The organism is Pseudomonas sp. CCI1.1 (assembly GCF_034348165.1).
GTDB lineage: Bacteria > Pseudomonadota > Gammaproteobacteria > Pseudomonadales > Pseudomonadaceae > Aquipseudomonas > Aquipseudomonas paracarnis.
The window spans coordinates 5521666-5542480 of sequence record NZ_CP133780.1 but is presented as its reverse complement, the minus strand read 5'-3'; the positions used below and the strand labels follow the sequence as shown (position 1 = coordinate 5542480).

Annotated in this window: 20 protein-coding genes; 14 read left to right on the top strand and 6 right to left on the bottom strand. The window is 61.4% G+C overall.

Annotation, left to right across the window (positions count from 1 at the left end; genetic code table 11):
• Positions 1 to 183: 183 nt before the first annotated feature.
• The 3 genes from cysN to RHM69_RS24980 all read right to left on the bottom strand — a co-directional run bounded on the left by cysN (position 184) and on the right by RHM69_RS24980 (position 4020).
• On the bottom strand, positions 184 to 2082 hold the full coding sequence (cysN, locus tag RHM69_RS24990) for a sulfate adenylyltransferase subunit CysN (protein WP_003188392.1): 1899 nt from the start codon (positions 2080 to 2082) through the stop codon (positions 184 to 186).
• A 9-nt stretch (positions 2083 to 2091) separates the two neighbouring features.
• A complete protein-coding gene (gene cysD, locus RHM69_RS24985; RefSeq protein ID WP_016971196.1) occupies positions 2092 to 3009 on the bottom strand; it encodes a sulfate adenylyltransferase subunit CysD in 918 nt (305 codons plus the stop codon).
• Positions 3010 to 3261: 252 nt separating this feature from the next.
• Positions 3262 to 4020, bottom strand: a complete 759-nt coding sequence (locus RHM69_RS24980) for a Nif3-like dinuclear metal center hexameric protein (protein WP_020302961.1) — start codon at positions 4018 to 4020, stop codon at positions 3262 to 3264.
• Between the two features lie 101 nt (positions 4021 to 4121).
• Between RHM69_RS24980 and algW the strand changes: the two genes are divergently transcribed.
• The gene (algW, locus tag RHM69_RS24975) at positions 4122 to 5282 is read left to right on the top strand and encodes a Do family serine endopeptidase AlgW (protein ID WP_003188388.1); all 1161 of its coding nucleotides are present in this window, start codon (positions 4122 to 4124) and stop codon (positions 5280 to 5282) included.
• Between the two features lie 112 nt (positions 5283 to 5394).
• Positions 5395 to 7488 (top strand): TonB-dependent siderophore receptor, encoded by a 2094-nt coding sequence (locus RHM69_RS24970; protein ID WP_200599256.1) that lies wholly within the window; start codon positions 5395 to 5397, stop codon positions 7486 to 7488.
• 523 nt (positions 7489 to 8011) lie between these two features.
• Here RHM69_RS24970 and hemH read toward each other — a convergent pair.
• Positions 8012 to 9037 carry a ferrochelatase gene (hemH, locus tag RHM69_RS24965; RefSeq protein ID WP_014716851.1) on the bottom strand — a complete coding sequence of 342 codons (1026 nt, stop codon included), beginning with the start codon at positions 9035 to 9037 and terminating at the stop codon, positions 8012 to 8014.
• Between the two features lie 14 nt (positions 9038 to 9051).
• The gene (locus RHM69_RS24960) at positions 9052 to 9951 is read right to left on the bottom strand and encodes a TIGR01777 family oxidoreductase (protein ID WP_038448815.1); all 900 of its coding nucleotides are present in this window, start codon (positions 9949 to 9951) and stop codon (positions 9052 to 9054) included.
• A gap of 212 nt (positions 9952 to 10163) precedes the next feature.
• On the opposite strand from RHM69_RS24960, the gene RHM69_RS24955 reads away from it, so the two are divergent.
• The 12 genes from RHM69_RS24955 (at position 10164) to RHM69_RS24900 (ending at position 20153) form a co-directional block, all read left to right on the top strand.
• On the top strand, positions 10164 to 11150 hold the full coding sequence (locus RHM69_RS24955; protein WP_014716849.1) for an NAD(P)/FAD-dependent oxidoreductase: 987 nt from the start codon (positions 10164 to 10166) through the stop codon (positions 11148 to 11150).
• Complete coding sequence (locus tag RHM69_RS24950) at positions 11147 to 11362, top strand: TIGR02450 family Trp-rich protein (RefSeq protein WP_014716848.1); 216 nt, start codon at positions 11147 to 11149, stop codon at positions 11360 to 11362. The genes RHM69_RS24955 and RHM69_RS24950 overlap by 4 nt, the downstream gene beginning before the upstream one ends.
• 112 nt (positions 11363 to 11474) lie before the next feature.
• Positions 11475 to 12434 (top strand): YbgA family protein, encoded by a 960-nt coding sequence (locus RHM69_RS24945; RefSeq protein ID WP_014716847.1) that lies wholly within the window; start codon positions 11475 to 11477, stop codon positions 12432 to 12434.
• A gap of 3 nt (positions 12435 to 12437) precedes the next feature.
• Entirely contained in the window at positions 12438 to 13367 is a 930-nt protein-coding gene (locus RHM69_RS24940) for a MerR family transcriptional regulator (RefSeq protein ID WP_014716846.1), read from the top strand.
• A complete protein-coding gene (phrB, locus tag RHM69_RS24935) occupies positions 13368 to 14810 on the top strand; it encodes a deoxyribodipyrimidine photo-lyase (protein WP_014716845.1) in 1443 nt (480 codons plus the stop codon).
• The gene (locus tag RHM69_RS24930; RefSeq protein ID WP_014716844.1) at positions 14803 to 15225 is read left to right on the top strand and encodes a nuclear transport factor 2 family protein; all 423 of its coding nucleotides are present in this window, start codon (positions 14803 to 14805) and stop codon (positions 15223 to 15225) included. The genes phrB and RHM69_RS24930 overlap by 8 nt, the downstream gene beginning before the upstream one ends.
• On the top strand, positions 15222 to 16004 hold the full coding sequence (locus RHM69_RS24925; protein ID WP_014716843.1) for an SDR family NAD(P)-dependent oxidoreductase: 783 nt from the start codon (positions 15222 to 15224) through the stop codon (positions 16002 to 16004). Before RHM69_RS24930 ends, RHM69_RS24925 begins: the two co-directional genes overlap by 4 nt.
• On the top strand, positions 16001 to 17248 hold the full coding sequence (locus RHM69_RS24920; RefSeq protein ID WP_014716842.1) for an NAD(P)/FAD-dependent oxidoreductase: 1248 nt from the start codon (positions 16001 to 16003) through the stop codon (positions 17246 to 17248). Before RHM69_RS24925 ends, RHM69_RS24920 begins: the two co-directional genes overlap by 4 nt.
• Positions 17245 to 18054: a DUF1365 domain-containing protein gene (locus RHM69_RS24915; protein WP_014716841.1), complete on the top strand. Its 810-nt coding sequence runs from the start codon at positions 17245 to 17247 to the stop codon at positions 18052 to 18054. Before RHM69_RS24920 ends, RHM69_RS24915 begins: the two co-directional genes overlap by 4 nt.
• Positions 18041 to 19312: an SAM-dependent methyltransferase gene (locus RHM69_RS24910; RefSeq protein ID WP_014716840.1), complete on the top strand. Its 1272-nt coding sequence runs from the start codon at positions 18041 to 18043 to the stop codon at positions 19310 to 19312. The genes RHM69_RS24915 and RHM69_RS24910 overlap by 14 nt, the downstream gene beginning before the upstream one ends.
• Positions 19305 to 19796, top strand: a complete 492-nt coding sequence (locus RHM69_RS24905) for a DUF2878 domain-containing protein (RefSeq protein WP_014716839.1) — start codon at positions 19305 to 19307, stop codon at positions 19794 to 19796. Before RHM69_RS24910 ends, RHM69_RS24905 begins: the two co-directional genes overlap by 8 nt.
• A gap of 54 nt (positions 19797 to 19850) precedes the next feature.
• Positions 19851 to 20153, top strand: coding sequence for a YkgJ family cysteine cluster protein (locus RHM69_RS24900; protein ID WP_003188364.1), 303 nt, complete (start codon positions 19851 to 19853; stop codon positions 20151 to 20153).
• 141 nt (positions 20154 to 20294) lie between these two features.
• On the opposite strand, the gene RHM69_RS24895 is transcribed toward RHM69_RS24900, so the two are convergent.
• Positions 20295 to 20813 carry an acyloxyacyl hydrolase gene (locus RHM69_RS24895; protein ID WP_014716838.1) on the bottom strand — a complete coding sequence of 173 codons (519 nt, stop codon included), beginning with the start codon at positions 20811 to 20813 and terminating at the stop codon, positions 20295 to 20297.
• Between the last annotated feature and the right edge of the window lie 2 nt (positions 20814 to 20815).

Here is a 20815-nt window from a genome sequence, read left to right as displayed (position 1 = left end):
GATGCAATTTAATGTGGGGGCTGGCTTGCCTGCGATAGCGGTGGATCAGCTAAGGATCAATAAACTGACAGTCCGCCATCGCAGGCAAGCCAGCTCCCACATTGACCGAGTCCACATTTGAGAATATGTAAAAAGCCCGCCACCGGGTAACCGGTGGCGGGCTTTTTTGTGCGGCAATAAAGCTTAGATCGCGCCGCGCTGACGCAACAGTTCCAGCACTTGCTTGACGCTGTCTTCCAGCGACAACGCCTGGGTGTCGATCACAAGGTCGGCATTCAGCGGCACGTCATACGGGAAGGATTCGCCAGGGATGTTATCCCCACCGGCCGCGTACAAACCTTGCGGGTCACGCTCGGCGCACACCAACGGCGATGCCTGCACGTAGACGGTCAGCAGTCGGTCCGCACCAATCAGCGCCTTGGCCTGTTCACGGCCTTCGGCATCCGGCGCAACGAAGGCTGCCAGAGTCAACAGGCCGGCTTCATTGAACTGACGCGCCACATGAGCGGCACGACGCCAGTTCTCGGTACGCCCGGCACGGTCCTGCGGCAACCCTTTGTTCAGGTCGTGACGCAGGTTCTGGCCGTCCAGTACGAACACCGCACGGCCCATGTCGAACAGCTTGCGCTCGACCGCATAGGCCAGAGTGCTCTTGCCTGCGCCCGACAAGCCGCTGAACAACACCGTGGCCGGCTGCTGGCCGAAACGCAGGGCGCGCTCTTCGGTGGCGACATGCGCCAGGCTGCCGTGCTGCGCAGCGCCGCCATGACCCACCGGTGGCGCGATGATCATGCCCGCGGCGACCGTGCCGTTGGTCAAGCGATCGATCACGATGAACGCGCCGGTGGTGCGGTTGCTGTCGTAACCGTCCAGGGCGATGGCGGCGTCCAGGCTGACCTTGACCCGACCAATTTCGTTGAGCTGCAGCGAACTCGCCGGGCCTTCGGCCAGGGTGTTTACGTCCACGCGGTGCACGATGCTGGTGATGGAACCCGGCACGTAGCTGGTGGCGCGTTTGATGTCGTATTTCTTGCCCGGCAGCATCGGTTCTTCAGCCATCCACACCAGCATGGCGTCGAAGGCGTCGGTCACTTGCGGCACGTTGTCGGCATGCACCAACAGGTCGCCACGGGAGATGTCGATCTCATCTTCCATGGTCAAGGTCACGGCCTGGCCTGGGCCTGCGTGTTCCAGCTCACCTTCAAAGGTGACGATGGATTTGACGCGGCTGCTCTTGCCCGACGGCAATACCACCACTTCGTCACCCTTGTGCACGATGCCGCTCGCCAGGGTGCCGGCAAACCCACGGAAGTTCAGGTTCGGGCGGTTGACGTATTGCACCGGGAAACGCAGGTCGGTGTAGTTGCGGTCGTTGGCGATCTCGACAGTCTCCAAGATCTCCATCAGCGACTGGCCGGTGTACCAGGGCGAACGCTCGCTCTTGTTCACCACGTTGTCGCCCTTGAGCGCCGACATCGGCACGAAGGCCAGGGTGCTCGGCTTGAATGCGATACCTTCGGCGAACTTCAGGTAATCGGCCTTGATCGACTCGAATACGCTTTGGTCAAAGCCGTTGATGTCCATCTTGTTGATGGCCACCACGATGTGTTTGATGCCCAGCAACGAGGCGATGTAGCTGTGACGACGGGTCTGGGTCTGCACGCCGTAGCGGGCGTCGATCAGGATGATCGCCAGGTCACAGGTAGACGCACCGGTGGCCATGTTGCGGGTGTACTGCTCATGGCCGGGGGTATCGGCGATGATGAATTTGCGCTTGGCGGTGGAGAAATAGCGGTAGGCAACATCGATGGTGATGCCCTGCTCACGCTCGGCCTGCAGGCCATCGACCAGCAACGCCAGGTCTATATCGTCACCGGTGGTGCCGGACTTCTTCGAGTCGCGGGTAATGGCTTCCAGGTGATCTTCGTAGATCATCTTGGAGTCGTGCAGCAGGCGCCCGATCAGGGTGCTCTTGCCGTCATCGACGTTGCCGCAGGTCAGGAAGCGCAACATCTCTTTGCGCTCGTGCTGGCCCAGGTAGGCGAGGATGTCCTCGCTGATCAAATCAGATTGATGCGACATGACAGCCCCTTAGAAATAGCCTTGACGTTTTTTATCTTCCATCGAGCCTGCACCATCGTGGTCGATGACACGGCCCTGGCGCTCGGAAGTTCGCGTCAGGAGCATTTCCTGAATGATGTCCGTCAGCGTCTCGGCTTCGGACTCCACCGCACCCGTCAACGGGTAGCAGCCAAGGGTGCGGAAACGTACTTTCTTTTTGACGATACGGGCTTTGTCTTCGTCGGACAGGTGCTCGAGGATGCGGTCGTCGTCGATCATGATCAACGTGCCGTTCTTCTCGATCACCTCGCGCTCGGCGGCGAAGTACAGCGGCACGATCGGAATGCCTTCCAGGTAGATGTACTGCCAGATGTCAAGCTCGGTCCAGTTGGACAGCGGGAACACGCGGATCGACTCGCCCTTGTTGACGTTGCCGTTGTAGACGTTCCACAGCTCCGGGCGTTGGTTCTTCGGGTCCCAACGGTGCTTGCTGTCGCGGAACGAGTACACGCGCTCTTTGGCACGGGATTTCTCTTCATCGCGACGGGCACCGCCGAATGCTGCGTCGAAACCATGCTTGTCCAGCGCCTGCTTGAGGCCCTCGGTCTTCATGATATCGGTGTGCTTGGCACTGCCGTGGGTGAACGGGTTGATGTTCTGCGCCACGCCATCGGGGTTGATGTGGGTGATGAGGTCCAGCCCCAATTCCTCGACCATCTTGTCGCGGAACTTGTACATCTCCTGGAATTTCCAGCGAGTGTCGACGTGCATCACCGGAAATGGCAGTTTGCCCGGGAAGAAGGCCTTGCGTGCCAGGTGCAGCATCACGGCGGAGTCTTTACCGATCGAGTAGAGCATCACCGGGTTATCGAACTCGGCGGCGACCTCGCGGATGATGTGGATGCTTTCCGCCTCCAGCTGTTTCAGATGCGTCAGTTTGTCGACCATGGTTACTCACGGAAAAACGATCTTATGGACGGCCAGCGGGCCGTGTTCGAGCGAGGCATGCTAGCACAGCAACTTCTTCTATTTAGGGAGCCAGCTAGACCGAAACGGTATATGAATATGCCGCCGAGTTTGGCGCCCAACTCGCTCAATGTGGGATCTGGCTTGCCTGCGATACAGGCGCCGTGCTCCTTCAGGCTGACCGAGGTGATGCCATCGCAGGCAAGCCAGCGCCCACGGTGTTCATGCTGTGCTTTAGATCGGATTGGGGCAGTCGATGAACAGATGCTCCAGGGCAAAGCGCCGCGCCAGATAGTCGCCTAGCGCCTGCACGCCATAGCGTTCGGTGGCGTGATGGCCGGCGGCGATGAAGCTGATGTCGTTTTCCCGGGCGCTGTGGAAGGTCTGTTCGGACGCTTCACCGCTCAGGTACAAATCGACACCCGCGGCAATCGCCTGGTCGATGTAGCCCTGGCCGCCACCGGTACACCAGCCGACGCGGCGAATCATCTCGCTGCCTTCGATCAGCAGCGGTTCGCGGCCCATCACGTCCTGCACGCGACGGGCGAAGTCGCGGGGTGACAAGGGCTCGGCCAGGGAGCCGACCAGGCCGACGATTTTTGGGTTGCCGGGGTCCAGCGGGCCTTCGACGGTGATGTCCAGGTGGCGAGCCAGTTGCACGTTGTTGCCGACATCGGCGTGCAGGTCCAGGGGCAAGTGGTAAGCCAGCAGGCTGATGTCATGCTTGAGCAGGGTTTTGAGGCGGCGCTGCTTCATGCCGGTGATGCATGGGTTTTCGCCCTTCCAGAAGTAACCGTGGTGCACCAGTACCAGGTCGGCCTTGGCTTCGACGGCGGCGTCCAGCAGGGCTTGGCTGGCGGTCACGCCGCTGACGATGCGCATCACTTGGGGCCGGCCCTCGACCTGCAGGCCATTGGGGCAGTAATCGGCAATTTTGGCGCTGCCGAGGTAGCGGTCGGCTTCCTCGACGAGGGTAGTAAGGGGCACGGCCATAAAAGACTCCTAAATATCCCGTTCGCAGGCGTCACAGCCTCGTATAATGCGCGACATTATGGGCGCTCTCCCGCCCCCTGCAACCTGTCAGGACTTACTTGATGCTCAAGGCACTGCGTTTTTTTGGATGGCCATTGTTGGCTGGCGTGCTGATCGCGATGCTGATTATCCAGCGTTATCCCCAGTGGGTGGGCCTGCCCACACTGGATGTGAACCTGCAACAGGCGCCGCAGACCAACACAGTGGTGCAAGGGCCGGTGACCTATGCCGATGCCGTGGTCATCGCCGCTCCGGCGGTGGTCAACCTGTACACCACCAAGGTCATCAACAAGCCCGCGCATCCGTTGTTTGAAGACCCGCAATTTCGCCGCTACTTCGGTGACAACGGCCCCAAGCAGCGCCGCATGGAATCCAGCCTCGGCTCCGGCGTAATCATGAGCCCCGAAGGCTACATCCTCACCAACAACCACGTGACCACGGGCGCCGACCAGATCGTGGTGGCCCTGCGTGACGGCCGCGAAACCCTGGCCCGTGTGGTGGGCAGCGACCCGGAAACGGATCTGGCGGTACTCAAGATTGATCTGAAGAACCTGCCGGCCATCACCCTCGGCCGCTCCGACGGTTTGCGCGTGGGCGATGTAGCGCTGGCCATCGGCAACCCTTTCGGGGTGGGGCAAACGGTGACCATGGGCATCATCAGCGCCACCGGGCGTAACCAGTTGGGCCTTAACAGCTACGAAGATTTCATCCAGACCGACGCGGCGATCAACCCCGGCAACTCGGGCGGTGCGCTGGTGGACGCCAATGGCAACCTGACTGGCATCAACACCGCGATTTTTTCCAAGTCTGGCGGTTCACAGGGCATTGGTTTTGCCATCCCGGTAAAGCTGGCGATGGAAGTGATGAAGTCGATCATCGAGCACGGCCAGGTGATTCGCGGCTGGCTGGGCATTGAAGTACAGCCCTTGACCAAGGAACTGGCCGAGTCATTTGGCCTGACCGGGCGTCCAGGCATCGTGGTAGCGGGGATCTTCCGCGACGGCCCGGCGCAGAAAGCCGGCCTGCAACTGGGCGATGTGATCCTCAGCATCGACGGCGCGCCGGCGGGTGATGGCCGCAAGTCGATGAACCAGGTGGCGCGGATCAAGCCGACCGACAAGGTGGCGATCCTGGTGATGCGCAACGGCAAGGAGATCAAACTGTCGGCGGAAATCGGCCTGCGCCCACCACCGGCGACCGCGCCAGTCAAAGAAGAGCAATAACTGTCGCGACCCAAGCGCCCGTTCGCGGGCGCTTGTAAGGCCATATTTCTTAGCGATTCATTCTCATTAGCCATGTTATATTGTTTCAATATCGCTATTGGAACGCTCTATCATGTCGTCTCGAAAGTTTGTGCCCTTGGCCGGCCTGACCCTGGGTTTGCTGCTCGACCCTGCCTACGCCGAAGAAAACACCCTGGAACTGGACACCATCAGCGTCACTTCCGACGCCTATGAATCCGCTACCGGTCCGGTCGACGGCTACCGTGCCACCCGCTCTGCCAGTGCGACCAAGACCGACACGGCCTTGCGCGACATCCCGCAGTCGATCAGCGTGATTCCGGCCACGGTACTCAAAGACCTGGGCAGTACCAGCGTTGAACGCGCCCTGGAATTCGCCGGCGGTGTGTCCAAGCAAAACAACTTCGGCGGCCTGACTCTCTACGAATACAGCGTGCGCGGCTTCACCACATCCGAGTTCTACCAGGATGGTTTCAGCGCCAACCGTGGTTACCCCAGCACCCCGGACGCGGCGAATATCGAGCGCATTGAAGTGCTCAAAGGCCCCGCCGCCAGCCTTTATGGGCGTGGCGATCCCGGCGGCACGGTGAATATCGTCACCAAGAAACCCCAGCCCGAGGCCTTCACCACGCTGCAAACCAGCGCAGGCAGTTGGGACCGTTACCGCACCGCGCTGGATGTGAATACGCCGCTGGACAGCGAGAGGCGTGTGCTGACGCGAGTGAACCTGGCCGTTGAAGACAACCACAGCTTTCGCGATCACGTCGACGCCAAGCGCGTGTTCGTCGCACCCTCCTTCAGTTGGCAACTGGACCCGGACACCACGCTGCTGGTGGAAAGCGAATTCGTGCGCCACAGCTCCACCTTCGACCGGGGCATCGTCGCCAACACCGGCATGTCCCATTCCACCTTCCTCGGCGAGCCCAACGACGGCAATATCCGCAACCACAACAACCGCATTCAGGCGGCGTTGGAACACCACCTCAACGACGCCTGGAAACTGCGCCTGGCCAGCCATTACAAGCAGGGCAGCCTATGGGGCGATGCTTCGGAAAGCCGAGCGTTGAACGCAAACGGCCACAGCGTCAATCGCCGCTACCGTGAACGCTCCACCGGTTGGCATGACAGCATCACCCAGCTGGAACTACGCGGGGTGTTCGATATCGGCAGTTGGCAACATGAGCTGTTGATCGGCACCGAATACGAGGATTACCGCAAGAAAGAGCGTGTGACGACGATCGCTGGCGACTATCCCATCGACATCTACAAACCGGTGTACGGCCAGCCCAAACCCAACGGCAAACGCTCCGGTACCGACTTCTTCGAACAGACCAAAAGCCACGCACTGAACCTGCAAGACCAGATCATCTTCACCGACCGCCTGCGCGGCATGATCGGTGCGCGCTTCGAACACTTCGAACAAAGCACCGACGACTTCACCCTCAACCACGCCAAGAGCCGCCAAACCCACGACGCCTTCACTCAACGCGCCGGCCTGCTCTACCAGCTCACGCCAGAAGTCGGCGTGTTTGCCAACGCCTCCACCTCGTTCAAGCCCAATGGCGGTCTGGATGCCGGTGGCAAGTCCTTCAAGCCCGAAGAAGGCGTGGGTTATGAGGTGGGCATCAAGAGCGAGCTGTTTGACGACCGCCTCAGCGCCACTCTGGCGGCCTTTCATATCGAAAAGGAAAACGTGCTGACCCTGGACCCGGCGACCAACCTCAACCGCGCCATGGGCAAGGCCCGCAGCCAGGGCTTCGACCTGCAAGTAACCGGGCAAGTGACCGACGCAGTCCGCGTGATCGGCGCCTTGGCCTACATCGACGCTGAAGTGACCAAGGGCGACAAAATCATCCCCACGGGCAGCCGCATTCTCGGCGTGGCCAAGCGCAGCGGCAGTGTGTTGGGTGTGTATGAATTCCAGGACGGCGCATTGCGTGGCTCAGACCTGGGCGCAGCGTTCACCTATGTAGGTGACCGCTCAGGCGAAGCCGGCACAGGCTTCGAACTGCCCGCCTACCACACCGTGGATTTGCTGGCCCATTACAAGGCCACGCAGAACGTGACGGTGGGGCTGAACCTCAACAACCTGTTCAATGAAAAGTACTACGAGCGGTCCTACAGCAACTATTGGGTCAACCCCGGCGAGCCGCGCAACTTCACGGTTAGCCTGACCCTTAATCTGTAGATACAGTCAAAATGTGTGGCTTGCCTGCGATGACCATAGGTAATCACGATGCGAAGCGAGCCGCTCTTGATCTTGATCTGCTTGTGATCTTGATCTCAGGCGCCCCGTTAAACCACGCTGGCCGAACGCAGGCTTGAATTCGTGGGTAACCCGGCAGGACGCCGGGTTAGCCGCCCCGCGCCATGGATGGCGCGTGGCGGCGGCCCACGGATTCAAGCCTGTGTTCGGGCACACCGAGCCTAGGCGAGGTGCCGAGTGGTGGGGCAAGAGCCCTTTGGTTACTTTGGGCTGGGCCGGCATTCCGGCTCTTTTCCAAAGTGACCCGCTGTAAAAGCGGAACCCTAAGCAGCCGTTACCGCAGGAATGGATATGTACACAATCCAACTGTGTTGACTGCCATGCCGCCTTCGCGAGCAAGCCCGCTCCCACAATTGGTCCGCGGGGGGTCAAGTAGGGAAGCGTCGCGGTTAGGCCGCCATCGCAGGCAAGCCAGCTCCCACAATTGGATCACCGCAGGGCTCGATTACAAGGCAACCGGCGCCCGTTCGCACAGGGTATTAAGCGCCGCCGCCCACTGCGGCTCGTCATTCAGGCAAGGCACCAACACCAACTCCTCGCCCCCCGCTTCACGAAATTGCTCGCGACCGCGATCGCCAATTTCCTCCAACGTCTCAATACAGTCGGCGACGAACGCCGGGCACATCACCAGCAGCTTCTTCACCCCTTGCTGGGCCAATGCCTCAAGGCGCGCCTCGGTGTAGGGTTCGATCCACTTGGCCCGGCCCAGGCGGGACTGGAACGCCACCGACCATTTGCCCTCCGGCAAACCCAGCCGCTCGGCCACATCCCGCGCCACGCTGAAGCACTGCGCGCGGTAACAGGTGGCAAGCACTTCAGGGGATGCGTTCTTGCAGCAGTCGGCGTCCTTGAAGCAGTGCTGGCCGGTAGGGTCGAGCTTGGTCAGGTGACGCTCAGGCAAACCATGGAAACTGAGCAGCAAGTGATCGTAATCCTGCTCCACATAAGCGCGCACACTCGCCGCCAGCGCATCGAGGTACTCAGGCTGATCGTAGAACGGTTGCAGGATCGAAAACTGCACATTCAGTTGCTTGTCGCGCACCACTCGCTTGGCTTCCTCTATCACCGTGGTGACGGTGCTGTCGGCAAATTGAGGGTACAACGGCGCCAGTGTGATTTTTTGAATACCCTGGGCGGCCAGGCGCGTCAGGACCGTTTCCAGGGACGGTTCGCCGTAACGCATCGCCAGTTCCACCGGGCCTTGGGTCCACTGCGCGGTCATCTGCTGTTGCAGGCGGCGGCTCAGCACCACCAGCGGCGAACCTTCGTCCCACCAGATCGACGCATAGGCATGGGCCGATTGCTCGGGGCGCTTGATCAGGATCAGCGACACCAGCAAGCGCCGCACCGGCCACGGCAAGTCGATCACATAAGGGTCCATCAGGAACTGATTGAGGTAGCTGCGCACATCGGCCACTGAAGTGGACTTTGGCGAACCCAGGTTGACCAGTAACAACGCGTGATCGGTCATGCAACATCCTATCTTTAGAGGCGGCTGGACAAGTCGTCCAGAGCCGCACGCAACTCAGTGAACTGGAAAGTGAAACCTGCGGCCTGCAGCCGTTCAGGCAAAGCCTTTTGCCCGCCCAGCAACAAGCCGGACAACTCACCCAGGCCAACCTTCAACGCAAATGCCGGCATCGGCATGAACGCCGGGCGGTGCAGCACCTGGCCCAAGGTCTTGGCAAATTCGCGGTTGCGCACCGGGTGTGGCGCGCAGGCATTATAAGGACCGTTGGCGTCTTGCTTGTGCAGAAGAAAATCAATCAGGGCGATTTGATCCTTGATATGCACCCAGGGCATCCACTGCCGTCCACTGCCAATCGGCCCGCCCAGCGCCAGTTTGAACGGCAGCAGCAGGCGCGACAAAAAGCCGCCCTCGGCAGACAGCACCAACCCCGTACGCACCAGCACCACGCGAATGCCCAAGGCTTCGGCACGCTGGGCGGTTTCCTCCCAGGCGATACACAACTGGCTGGGGAAGTCATCCAGCACCGGGCCGCTGGCTTCGGTCAGTTCGCGCTCGCCGCCGTCGCCGTACCAACCCACCGCAGAACCGGAGATCAGCACCGCCGGTTTTTGCTCCAGGCTTTCCATCCAGGCCAGCAAGGTTTCGGTGAGGTGAATGCGACTGTTCCACAGCAATGCCTTGCGCTTGTGGGTCCAAGGCCGGTCGGCGATAGGCGCGCCTGCCAGGTTGACCACCGCGTCCACCGCGCCAATCACCTCTTGTAGACGAGCCACCCCGAGCACCTGCGCACCACACACCTGGGCGACCGTTTCCGGTTGCCGGCTCCACACCGTCAGGCGATGGCCTTGCGCGAGCCAGTGCTTGCAGAGTTGGCGACCGATCAAGCCGGTACCGCCGGTCAGCAAAATATGCATGGGACTCTCCTCATGTAACGTTCGCCGCCGCTCACTGGTCTATTTTATAAGCAGGGATCAATTTGATAATTGAGCGTGACGGGGGTTCAAGCCTTAGCTTAACCATAGGTCACGCCACACAATCAGGCACGCCAAAACTTATACCAAAAAACAATATTGTACAGCTATTGGTGTCGGCGTAGTCTGTACCCAACGGTAAAACGAGGCCTCCCATGACTGTTCCCATCGCGATCATTGGTACCGGCATCGCCGGTCTCTCCGCCGCCCGAGCGTTACAAGACGCCGGGCACGCAGTACAACTCTTCGATAAAAGCCGCGGCAGCGGTGGCCGCATGTCCAGTAAGCGCAGCGACGCCGGCGCGCTGGACATGGGCGCGCAATATTTCACCGCCCGCGACCGGCGCTTCGTCAACGAAGTGCAGCGCTGGCAAAGCAACGGCTGGGCCGAGCAGTGGAAGCCCCAGCTGTATAACTTCAAGTCCGGGCAATTGACGCCCTCCCCCGATGAGCAGATCCGCTGGGTGGGCACACCGCGCATGAGCGCCATCACCCGCGCCCTGCTCGACGACTTGCCGGTGGAGTTCGGTTGCCGCATCACCGAAGTCTTCCAGGGCACGCAGCACTGGAACCTGCTCGACGCGGACGGCGGCAATCACGGCCCTTTCAGTCACGTGATCATTGCCACGCCGGCGCCCCAAGCCACCGCCCTGCTGGCCGCCGCGCCCAAGCTGGCGAGCGCCGCCGCCGGGGTGAAAATGGACCCGACCTGGGCCATCGCCCTGGCGTTCGACAAGCCCCTGGATACGCCGATGGAGGGCTGCTTCGTGCAAGACAGCCCACTCGACTGGCTGGCGCGCAACCGCAGCAAGCCTGGGCGCGACACCACCCTCGACACCTGGGTGCTGCACGCCACCAGCGCCTGGAGCAAGGCCCACCTAGACCTGCCCAAGGAAGCGGTGATCGAACACCTGCACGGCGCCTTTGCCGAATTGCTGCACAGCGCCATGCCCGCGCCGTCGTTCAGCCTGGCGCATCGCTGGCTCTACGCACGCCCCTCCAGCAGCCATGAGTTCGGTGTGCTGGCCGACGCCGACCTGGGCTTGTTCGTTTGCGGCGACTGGTGCCTGTCCGGTCGGGTGGAAGGTGCCTGGTTGAGTGGCCAGGAAGCGGCGCGACGCTTGATCGAGCACCTGCAATGAACCGCATCAACCCCGCCAAACTGCTGCTGTCAAAATGGACGGCAGCTCATCCTCGCCACAAGGAAAAACACTTCCTGGTCACCGAGTTGTTCCGTGACGACGAGGGCACGGTGCTGGACATCGAACTGCAGGCCATCCTGACTCGGCGCGCCGAACGCCTGCCCTGGCAGACCCTGAAAAACGCTGAAGACTGGAAAATCGGCTGGAAATAAAGCGGCGGCACAAACCTGTACAAATTATTTGACTTGTACAACATCGAGCCTATGATGAGATTTAGTTGTACAAGATTTTTAGCTTGTACAGGATTCTTGCAGAGGTTTGCTTATGTCCAGCCATGTGAAACCGAAGATCGCCATCAGCGCCTGCCTTCTGGGTGAGAACGTGCGCTTCAATGGCGGTCATAAACAGTCCCTGCTATGCAGCCAGACCCTGAGTGACTACTTCGATTTTGTCCCGTTGTGCCCTGAAGTTGCCATCGGCCTGGGCATTCCTCGGCAAGCGATCCGCCTGGTCGGCGATCCCAACCAACCGCAGGCTGTGGGCAGCGTAAACCCTGCGCTCAATGTCACTCAGCCACTGGACGATTACGGCCAGCAAATGGCCCGGGAACATACCGACCTGTGCGGCTACATTTTCATGCAAAAGTCACCGTCTTGTGGGCTGGAGCGGGTCAAGGTGTACCGCGACAACGGCACGCCCGTCGACGGTGGCGGGCGCGGTATTTACGCCCAGGCGTTTTGTGCCCGCCACCCCAACCTGCCGGTGGAAGAGGACGGTCGCCTGAACGACCCGGTGCTTCGAGAAAACTTCCTCACTCGCGTATTCGTGTACGCCAGTTGGCAGCAACTGTTGGCCGACGGCCTTACCCGTCACCGCTTGCTGACGTTTCACTCGCGCTACAAGTACCTGCTGATGGCCCACAGCCCGGCGCATTACAAAAGCCTGGGCCACTTGCTCGGCAGCATGGGCAAGGGCATTGACCTGCAAGCTCTGGCCGACGGCTATTTCAGCGAACTGATGGCGGGCCTGAAAAAATGCGCAACTCGCGGTACCCATACCAATGTGCTGCAACACATCAGTGGCTACCTCAAGCAGGCCATCAGCGCCGATGACAAACAGGAAATGCAGACCGTCATCGGCCAATACCGCCACGGCATCGTGCCACTGGTGGTGCCGCTGACCCTGCTCAAACACCACTTTCGCCAACATCCGGACCGCTACATCGCGCAGCAGGCCTACCTGCAACCGCACCCGGAAAACCTCAGCCTGCGTAATGCGATCTAACCCATGAAACCTGCCCTGCTCGACGAACCCGGCGAAGACATCGCCCTGGCCCTGGAAAACGGCTGGCTGCCGATCCGCGAGGTGGCGCGCCAGACCGGCGTGAATGCGGTGACGCTGCGCGCGTGGGAGCGCCGCTACGGCCTCATCGTGCCCCAGCGCACGCCCAAAGGGCATCGGTTGTTCAGCGCCGAACACGTGCAACGCATCCAGGCCATCCTCACCTGGCTCAATCGCGGCGTGCCGGTCAGCCAGGTCAAAGGGCTGATCGACTCCGCCCAAGGTAGCCCGGAGCCGATGGAAAACGAGTGGCAGAGCCTGCGCCAGCATTTGGTGAGTGCCATCAGTGAACTGGCCGAGCGCCGGGTCGATGACGCCTTCAACCAGGCCATGGCGCTGTACCCACCACGCACCTTGTGCGAGCAACTGATGCTGCCGCTGCTCAACGAGCTGGAACAACGCTGGCAGGGCCAGTTCGGCGCGCAGATGGAGCGGGTGTTCTTCCTGTCCTGGCTGCGCAGCAAGTTTGGCGCACGGATCTATCACAACAATCGTCAACTCCACGGCGCGCCGCTGTTGCTGGTCAATCATTCCGACCTGCCCCTGGAACCCCACCTGTGGCTCAGCGCCTGGCTGGCCAGCAGTGCCGATTGCCCGGTGGAAGTGTTCGATTGGCCGCTGCCGATGGGCGAACTCGCCCTGGCGGTGGAACACCTGCAACCGCGTGCGGTGCTGCTGTATTCGAGCAAGGCGTTGCAGGTGCCGGCCCTCAGCAAACTGCTGGGCGGCATCCGTTGCCCAACCGTGATTGCCGGACCAACGGTGTGCATCCACCACGCCGAGTTGGGCGTATTAACCCAGGACATCCCTGAGTTGTCCGTGGCCGAGGACCTGTTGTCGGCCCATCAATTATTGATCCAGCGTGGAATTGTCTGAATGCATCTGATCTGGTTGCGCACCGACTTGCGCCTGCACGACAACACTGCCCTGGCGGCCGCGAGCCAGCGCGGCCCCGTCGCGGCTGTTTACCTGATCACACCCGAGCAATGGCAGGCGCATGATGACGCGCCGTGCAAAGTCGATTTCTGGCTGCGCAACTTGCAGCACCTGAGCCAGGCACTGGACAACCTCAACATCCCCCTGTTAATCCGCCACGCCGCGACCTGGGACCAGGCGCCGACGGTACTGAGCCAACTGTGCCGCGAGCTGTCGGTGGAGTCGGTACACGTCAACGAGGAATACGGCATTCACGAGAGCCGCCGCGACAGCGCCGTGGCCCAGGCCCTGGAAGCTGACGGCGTGACCTTCCACAGCTACCTGGACCAACTGTTTTTCCAGCCGGGTAGTGTGCTGACCAAGACCGGCACCTACTTCCAGGTGTTCAGCCAGTTCCGCAAGGTCTGCTACAGCCGCCTGCACAGCGCCCTGCCCCGCAGGGTGCCGACGCCAAAGGCCCAGGCGGAGCCTGGCGTGAAGAGCGACCCTGTGCCAACGGCAGTCGAAGGGTTCCCGACACCCAGCGAAACCTTGCGTGCCCTCTGGCCCGCTGGCGAAGACGAAGCGCGCCGTCGCCTTGATGCCTTCGCCGATCAGCAGATCAGCTATTACAAGGACGAACGCGACTTCCCGGCCAAGCCCGGCACCAGTCAGCTTTCTGCCTACCTGGCCGCCGGAGTGGTTTCGCCGCGCCAGTGCTTGCACGCCGCGCTGCAAACCAACCAGGGCGAGTTCGAAAGCGGCGACATCGGCGCCATCACCTGGATCAACGAGCTGCTGTGGCGCGAGTTCTACAAGCACATCCTGGTCGGCTACCCACGGGTTTCCCGCCACCGCGCGTTTCGCCCGGAAACCGAAGCGCTGGCCTGGCGCAAGGCGCCCGAAGACCTGGCCGCCTGGCAACAGGCGCGCACCGGCTTGCCGATCATCGACGCGGCCATGCGCCAACTGCTGGAAACCGGCTGGATGCACAACCGCCTGCGCATGGTGGTGGCGATGTTCCTGACCAAAAACCTGCTGATCGACTGGCGCGAAGGCGAGCGCTTCTTCATGCGCCACCTGATCGACGGTGATCTGGCGGCCAACAACGGCGGCTGGCAGTGGAGTTCGTCCACCGGCACCGACTCGGCGCCGTATTTCCGGATATTCAGCCCGCTGAGCCAATCGGAAAAATTCGACGGCGACGGCGTATTCATCAAACGCTGGCTCCCGGAACTGGCCGCGCTGAATAAAAAACAAGTGCACAACCCCGAAGCGGCTGGCGGCCTGTTCGGCGTGGCGGATTACCCGCGTGCCATCGTCGATTTGAAACAGTCTCGCGAGCGCGCCTTGGCCGCATTTCGCCGGCTGCCTTCGCGTCAGGAGATGGCCGAACATGAGTGACTTCCTGCGCCAGTTCGCCCCCACCTTCGCCACGCTGGACAAGCACAACCTGCACCTGCTCGGCCGCCTGTACAGCGAGGACGTCGCCTTCGCCGACCCCCTGCATGAAGTTCAGGGCCTGCCAGCGTTGCAGCGTTACTTTGCCGACTTGTACAGCAACGTCAGCGAGCTGAATTTTGACTTCCACGGCTTCGATACCGTGGCCGAAGGCGAGGGCTACCTGCGCTGGACTATGCGTTTTCGTCACCCACGCCTGGCCGGCGGCCAGGTGATCGAGGTGCCAGGCTGTTCCCATTTGATGTGGCACGACAAGGTTTACCGCCATCGCGACTACTTCGATGCCGGCGCCCTGCTCTATGAACATGTCCCCCTACTGGGTCGCGTTATTCGTTGGCTGAAAAGGAGAATGGGATGAGCCTTACACCGCCCCGTCGTTATTGGCTGACCGGCGCCAGCAGTGGTATCGGTGCGGCGCTGGCCGTGGAGTTGCTCGAGAGCGGCGCCCAAGTGGCCCTGAGTTCCCGCACCCAAGGCCCGCTGGATGCCCTCGCCGTTCGATATCCAGGCCAGGTGCTGGTGGTGGCCGGCGACCTGACCAACAGCCAGACCGTGCGCGAGATCGGTGAGCGTATCAGCGAGGTCTGGGGTTCGCTGGACACGGTGATCCTCAACGCCGGCACTTGTGAATACGTCGACGCCCGGCAATTTGACGCCTCGATCATCGAGCACGTGGTGCGTACCAACCTGCTGGCGAGCAGTTATTGCATCGAGGCCGCGCTGCCGCTGTTGCGCGCCGGGCGTACCCCGCATCTGGTGGGCGTGGCCAGTGCCGTGACCTACCTGCCCATGCCTCGCGCCGAAGCCTACGGCGCGTCCAAGGCCGGCCTGCGTTACTTGTTCGAATCCCTGCGTATCGGCCTGTCGCCAGAAAACATCGATGTCACGGTGATCAGCCCAGGCTTCGTCGACACGCCGCTGACCGAGCGCAATGATTTCCCGATGCCCCTGAGCTGGCCGGCCGACAAAGCCGCGAAACACATCTTCGCCAAGCTGGAAAAACGCCCGCTGGAAATCGCCTTTCCGGCCCTGTTCATTGCCACCTTGTGGCCGCTGTCGAAGCTGCCCAACCGCGCGCAACTGATCATCGGCAAACGCATGCTGCGCAGCCCGCCACCGAAGAAGGACGACCTGTGAAGATCGCCATTATCGGCAGCGGCATCGCCGGGCTGACCAGCGCCTACCTGCTCAGCCGTCGCCACGACATTACGCTGTTCGAGGCCAGTGACTGCATTGGCGGGCATACCCACACGGCCAAGGTGACGGTCGACGGCAAAAGCTATGCGGTGGACACGGGCTTCATTGTGTTCAACGACTGGACCTACCCCAACTTCATCCGTCTGCTGGAGCAGATCGGGGTCAGGTTCAAACCCACCGAGATGAGCTTTTCGGTGTGTGACCAAAGCACTGGCTTTGAGTACAACGGCAACAACCTCAACAGCCTGTTTGCCCAGCGCCGCAACATCCTGTCGCCGGGGTTCTGGGGCATGTTGCGCGATATCCTGCGCTTCAATCGCCAGGCGCCCCTGGACTTGCAAGAGCAGCGCATCAGCGCCGACATGACCCTGGGCGATTACCTCACCGCTGGCGGCTATGGCCCCAGGTTTATCCGGCATTACATCGTGCCGATGGGCGCGGCCATCTGGTCGATGTCCCTGGCCGATATGCTCAAGTTTCCGCTGCAGTTTTTTGTGCGTTTCTTCAAGAACCACGGCTTGCTCTCGGTGAGCAACCGCCCGCAATGGTGTGTGATCGAAGGCGGCTCCAGCTGTTATATCGAGCCGCTGACCCGCAGCTTTCGCGAACAGATACGGCTCAACTGCCCTGTGCATAAGGTGCAACGCAGCGACGAGGGTGTGGTTATCCACAGCCCGGCCGGCAGCGAAACCTTCGACCGCGTGGTGTTCGCCTGCCACAGCGATCAGGCCCTGGCCTTGCTCGATGACCCCAGCCAGGCCGAACAGCAGATCCTCGGTGCCCTGCCCTACGCCGACAACGACGTGGTGCTGCACACCGACACACGCCTGCTGCCCGACCGCAAACTGGCCTGGGCCAGCTGGAACTATCGGCTGACGGGCAACGTGCAACAACAGGCCGCCGTCACCTATGACATGAACATCCTGCAAGGCATCGACAGCGCCACTACCTTTTGCGTCAGCCTCAACCAGACGCCGATGATCAACCCGCTAAAGATCCTGGCGCGCTACACCTACGCCCATCCGCAATACAGCCTGGCCGCAGTCGCCGCACAGGCACGCTGGAAAGAATTGAACGGCGTGCGCAATACCTTCTACTGCGGGGCCTACTGGGCCAACGGCTTTCACGAAGACGGCGTGGTCAGCGCTCTGCGCGTGGCCCAGGCGTTTGGGGAAACCCTGTGAACAGCGCCCTGTACAGCGGCTGGATCGCCCATCGGCGGTTTACGCCCAAGGCCCACGCCTTTCGCTACCGCATCGGCCTGCTGTACCTGGACCTCAGCGAAGAGGACGAAGTACTGGGGCTCTCGCCGCTGGCTGGCACGAGTCGCCTGGCGCCTTTCGGTTTCCGCCAGCAGGATTACCTGCGTGAATTCACGCGCCACGGCATGAGCTTGAGCGATGCTGTGCGCGACGAAGTCGGCAAGGCCCTGGGGCATACGCCCCAGGGCGCTATCTGCCTGCTGACCCAGGCCCGCAGTTGGGGCCTGGCTTTTAACCCGGTGAGTTTCTTCTACTGCTTCGAGGCTGACGGGCGACTGGCCGCGATCCTGTGTGAAGTGACCAACACCCCATGGCGCGAGCGCTATCACTACGTGCTGCCTGCCCAGGCACTGGGCGCCGATGAGCACCAGCATTTCGCCGTGGCCAAGGCCTTCCATGTGTCGCCGTTTTTGCCTCGCGAGCTGGAATACCGCATGAGTTTCAGCCCGCCCGCAGCCAGGCTCGGCGTGCATATGGCCGATTGGCAGGGCACGCAAAAAGTCTTCGACGCCACCTTGAGCCTGGAAAAACAGGCACTGAGCCGCGCCAGCCTGCATCGCTATCTGTGGCGCTTCCCCTGGATGACCGCCAAGACCGGCCTTGCGATCTACTGGCAAGCCTTGCGCCTGCTGCTCAAACGCACACCGATTTTTTCCCACCAGGCCGCCGATGGCGCCTCTCGCACCGCAGTCGGGTATACCAAGGATCGCCACCATGAAATCCCCTAGCTTATCGGTCAAGGCTAACCGCCTGAACGTCAACGGCATGACCGCTGCGCTGTTGCGCAAAGGCGTGTTGCGCCAGCTCAGCCAATTGCGCCACGGCCAGTTGGTGATCATCGAGGATGGCGAGCGGCAAGTCTTCGGCGCACGGGAAGCGCACCTGCTGGGCGAGATCCAGATTCTCGACGCGGCGGTATGGGGGCTGGTAGCGGCCAATGGATCGATCGGCGCCGGCGAAGCGTTTATCCATGGTTACTGGACCAGCCCCGACCTCACCGCCGTCGTGCGGGTGATGGTCAGCAATCTGGAGGTGCTCGACGCCATGGAAGGCGGGCTGGCACGCCTGGCCCGGCCGTTCACTCAGGGCCTGCACTGGCTCAACCGCAACACACGCAAAGGCTCGCAAAAAAACATCGCCGCCCATTACGACCTGGGCAACGACCTGTTCGAAGAATTTCTCGACCCCACCATGATGTACTCGGCGGCGCAGTTCCTGACGCCTGATGACACCCTGGAGCAGGCACAGCTGAACAAGCTGGCGCGGATTTGCCAGAAACTGGCGCTCAAGCCCAGCGACCATCTGCTGGAAATCGGTACCGGCTGGGGCAGCATGGCGTTGTATGCGGCGCAGCATTATGGTTGCCGGGTCACCACCACGACCTTGTCCAAGGAGCAGTTCGCCTACACCGCCCAGCGTATCGAGGCGCTGGGCCTGCAAGATCAAGTGACCGTGCTGCTGAGCGATTACCGCGACCTCACCGGTGAGTACGACAAGCTGGTGTCGATCGAAATGATTGAAGCGGTGGGCCATCGTTTCCTGCCCACCTATTTCAAACAATGTGCCCAGTTGCTCAAGCCCGACGGCCTGATGCTGCTGCAAGCCATCACCATTCGTGAACAGCGCTTTGAGCAAGCCAAGCGCAGCGTCGACTTTATCCAGCGCTACATCTTCCCTGGTGGCGCGCTGCCCTGTGTACAAAACATGCTGCAGATCGTCAGCCGCGAAACCGACATGAACCTGCTGCACATGGAAGACTTCGGCCTGCACTACGCTCGCACCCTGCGCCTGTGGCATGAAAACTTTCGCCGCGCCCATGGCCGTCTTGCGGAACTCGGTTATGACGAATACTTCCTGCGCCTGTGGGAGTTTTACCTGTGCTACTGCGAAGGCGGCTTTATGGAGCGCACCATCGGCACCGCGCAGTTGCTGCTGGCCAAACCGGCGGCCATCAATCCGCCGCTGCTCGGGCGTTTCAGTGCTTAAATCCCTGGCCAATGCCGTGCTGTTTCAGTGCGGCTGGTTTGCCTGCGTACTCGGCGGCGATAGCCGTTGGTTGCTGATCGGCGTCGCGGCACTGGGCGCACACTTGCTGTGGATAAGTGCTTGGGCAAGAGAGGGGCAAGTGATTCTGGCCGTGACGGTGCTGGGAACGCTGGTCGATACAGCACTGCGCGGGCTCGGCGTGTTTGAGTTCAATACGCCGGGACCACTGATTCCGCTGTGGCTGATACTGTTATGGGCCTTGCTGGCCACCACCTTGCGCCATTGCCTGGCCTGGAGCGCACGGCCCTGGTGGCTGGCCAGCCTGCTAGGCGCGGTGGGCGGGCCGTTGTCTTATTACGCCGGCAGCCAATTGGCAGGCGTGAGTTTTGCGTACGGCACCACCCCGACACTGATCGGCCTGGCGCTGTTATGGGCCATGCTCTTTCCGCTGTTGCACGGGGTTGCACAGAGGCTGGAATACTGACGCCCGTCCGAGCATTCATACGCGTCTAGCGCACTTGCCTTACACTGCGCGCCTATGACCAACATCCCTCACATTCAAATCACCGAACCCGTCACCTGCTCGACGTGCGCGGCCTGTTGCTGCCAGCTGGAAGTCATGCTGATCACCGACACCGGCGTGCCGCAACGCTTTATCGATACCGACGATTGGGGAGGTGAGGTGATGCTGCGCCTGGACGACGGCTGGTGCGCAGCGCTGGACCGCGACACGATGATGTGCACGATCTATGAGCTTCGGCCGTTGATTTGCCGGGAGTTCGAGATGGGGGCGCCGGAATGCCTTGAAGAGCGCGAAGGTATTACCACGGCCTATCGCTGACCCCGAACTTCGTGACGATCACGGGCTTGTGTGGGAGCGGGCTTGCTCGCGAATGCGGTGGGTCAGTCTAAGTATGTGCTAGCTGATACACCGCTTTCGCGAGCAAGCCCGCTCCCACAGGGGGGCCAAGTGTTCTTGAGATTAGAGCGGCATGGTGTAGTGCAGCGAGTAGCTCTCTACCCCATCGTTATTGCTGCTGATGCCGGCATTGGAATAATGCGTGGCACGAATGCCCACTTCATGCCCGCCGTTGAACCGCAGGCCGAAACCCAGGCGGTCTTCGAACTGGAAGGACTGGCCGATGTTGTTGTCTTCCAGCCGAGTGCGAGAGAACAACGCCACGCCGATACCGGCTTCGATGTAGGGCTTGACCGACTCGCCGGCAAACTCATACACAAATACCGGCGAGAACGACAGGCTGCTGGCGCCTGCACGGTCGTCCCCTTCCCAATAGGTATAGGCGCCGCTCCAGTAGCCGGTCAGTCGGCCGACATTGCTCTGCATCCAGCTTTTGTCCCAATCGGAGGTCAGGCCCAGGCGGTAGGTCAGCGTCGAATCGCTGGTGCTCCCCAAGCCGAACTCCAGGCCGGCGGCCTGGGCTGAAACAGAGTGTCCCAACATAGCGGCCGCAATCGCAGCCAAACAGAACAAGCGCTTCATGT

What these genes read in the sequence shown, in the direction of transcription:
- cysN (WP_003188392.1), bottom strand. Translation starts at nt 2,082, where the DNA reads ATGTCGCATCAATCTGATTTGATCAGCGAGGACATCCTCGCCTACCTG.
- cysD (WP_016971196.1), bottom strand. Translation starts at nt 3,009, where the DNA reads ATGGTCGACAAACTGACGCATCTGAAACAGCTGGAGGCGGAAAGCATC.
- RHM69_RS24980 (WP_020302961.1), bottom strand. Translation starts at nt 4,020, where the DNA reads ATGGCCGTGCCCCTTACTACCCTCGTCGAGGAAGCCGACCGCTACCTC.
- algW (WP_003188388.1), top strand. Translation starts at nt 4,122, where the DNA reads ATGCTCAAGGCACTGCGTTTTTTTGGATGGCCATTGTTGGCTGGCGTG.
- RHM69_RS24970 (WP_200599256.1), top strand. Translation starts at nt 5,395, where the DNA reads ATGTCGTCTCGAAAGTTTGTGCCCTTGGCCGGCCTGACCCTGGGTTTG.
- hemH (WP_014716851.1), bottom strand. Translation starts at nt 9,037, where the DNA reads ATGACCGATCACGCGTTGTTACTGGTCAACCTGGGTTCGCCAAAGTCC.
- RHM69_RS24960 (WP_038448815.1), bottom strand. Translation starts at nt 9,951, where the DNA reads ATGCATATTTTGCTGACCGGCGGTACCGGCTTGATCGGTCGCCAACTC.
- RHM69_RS24955 (WP_014716849.1), top strand. Translation starts at nt 10,164, where the DNA reads ATGACTGTTCCCATCGCGATCATTGGTACCGGCATCGCCGGTCTCTCC.
- RHM69_RS24950 (WP_014716848.1), top strand. Translation starts at nt 11,147, where the DNA reads ATGAACCGCATCAACCCCGCCAAACTGCTGCTGTCAAAATGGACGGCA.
- RHM69_RS24945 (WP_014716847.1), top strand. Translation starts at nt 11,475, where the DNA reads ATGTCCAGCCATGTGAAACCGAAGATCGCCATCAGCGCCTGCCTTCTG.
- RHM69_RS24940 (WP_014716846.1), top strand. Translation starts at nt 12,438, where the DNA reads ATGAAACCTGCCCTGCTCGACGAACCCGGCGAAGACATCGCCCTGGCC.
- phrB (WP_014716845.1), top strand. Translation starts at nt 13,368, where the DNA reads ATGCATCTGATCTGGTTGCGCACCGACTTGCGCCTGCACGACAACACT.
- RHM69_RS24930 (WP_014716844.1), top strand. Translation starts at nt 14,803, where the DNA reads ATGAGTGACTTCCTGCGCCAGTTCGCCCCCACCTTCGCCACGCTGGAC.
- RHM69_RS24925 (WP_014716843.1), top strand. Translation starts at nt 15,222, where the DNA reads ATGAGCCTTACACCGCCCCGTCGTTATTGGCTGACCGGCGCCAGCAGT.
- RHM69_RS24910 (WP_014716840.1), top strand. Translation starts at nt 18,041, where the DNA reads ATGAAATCCCCTAGCTTATCGGTCAAGGCTAACCGCCTGAACGTCAAC.
- RHM69_RS24900 (WP_003188364.1), top strand. Translation starts at nt 19,851, where the DNA reads ATGACCAACATCCCTCACATTCAAATCACCGAACCCGTCACCTGCTCG.
- RHM69_RS24895 (WP_014716838.1), bottom strand. Translation starts at nt 20,813, where the DNA reads ATGAAGCGCTTGTTCTGTTTGGCTGCGATTGCGGCCGCTATGTTGGGA.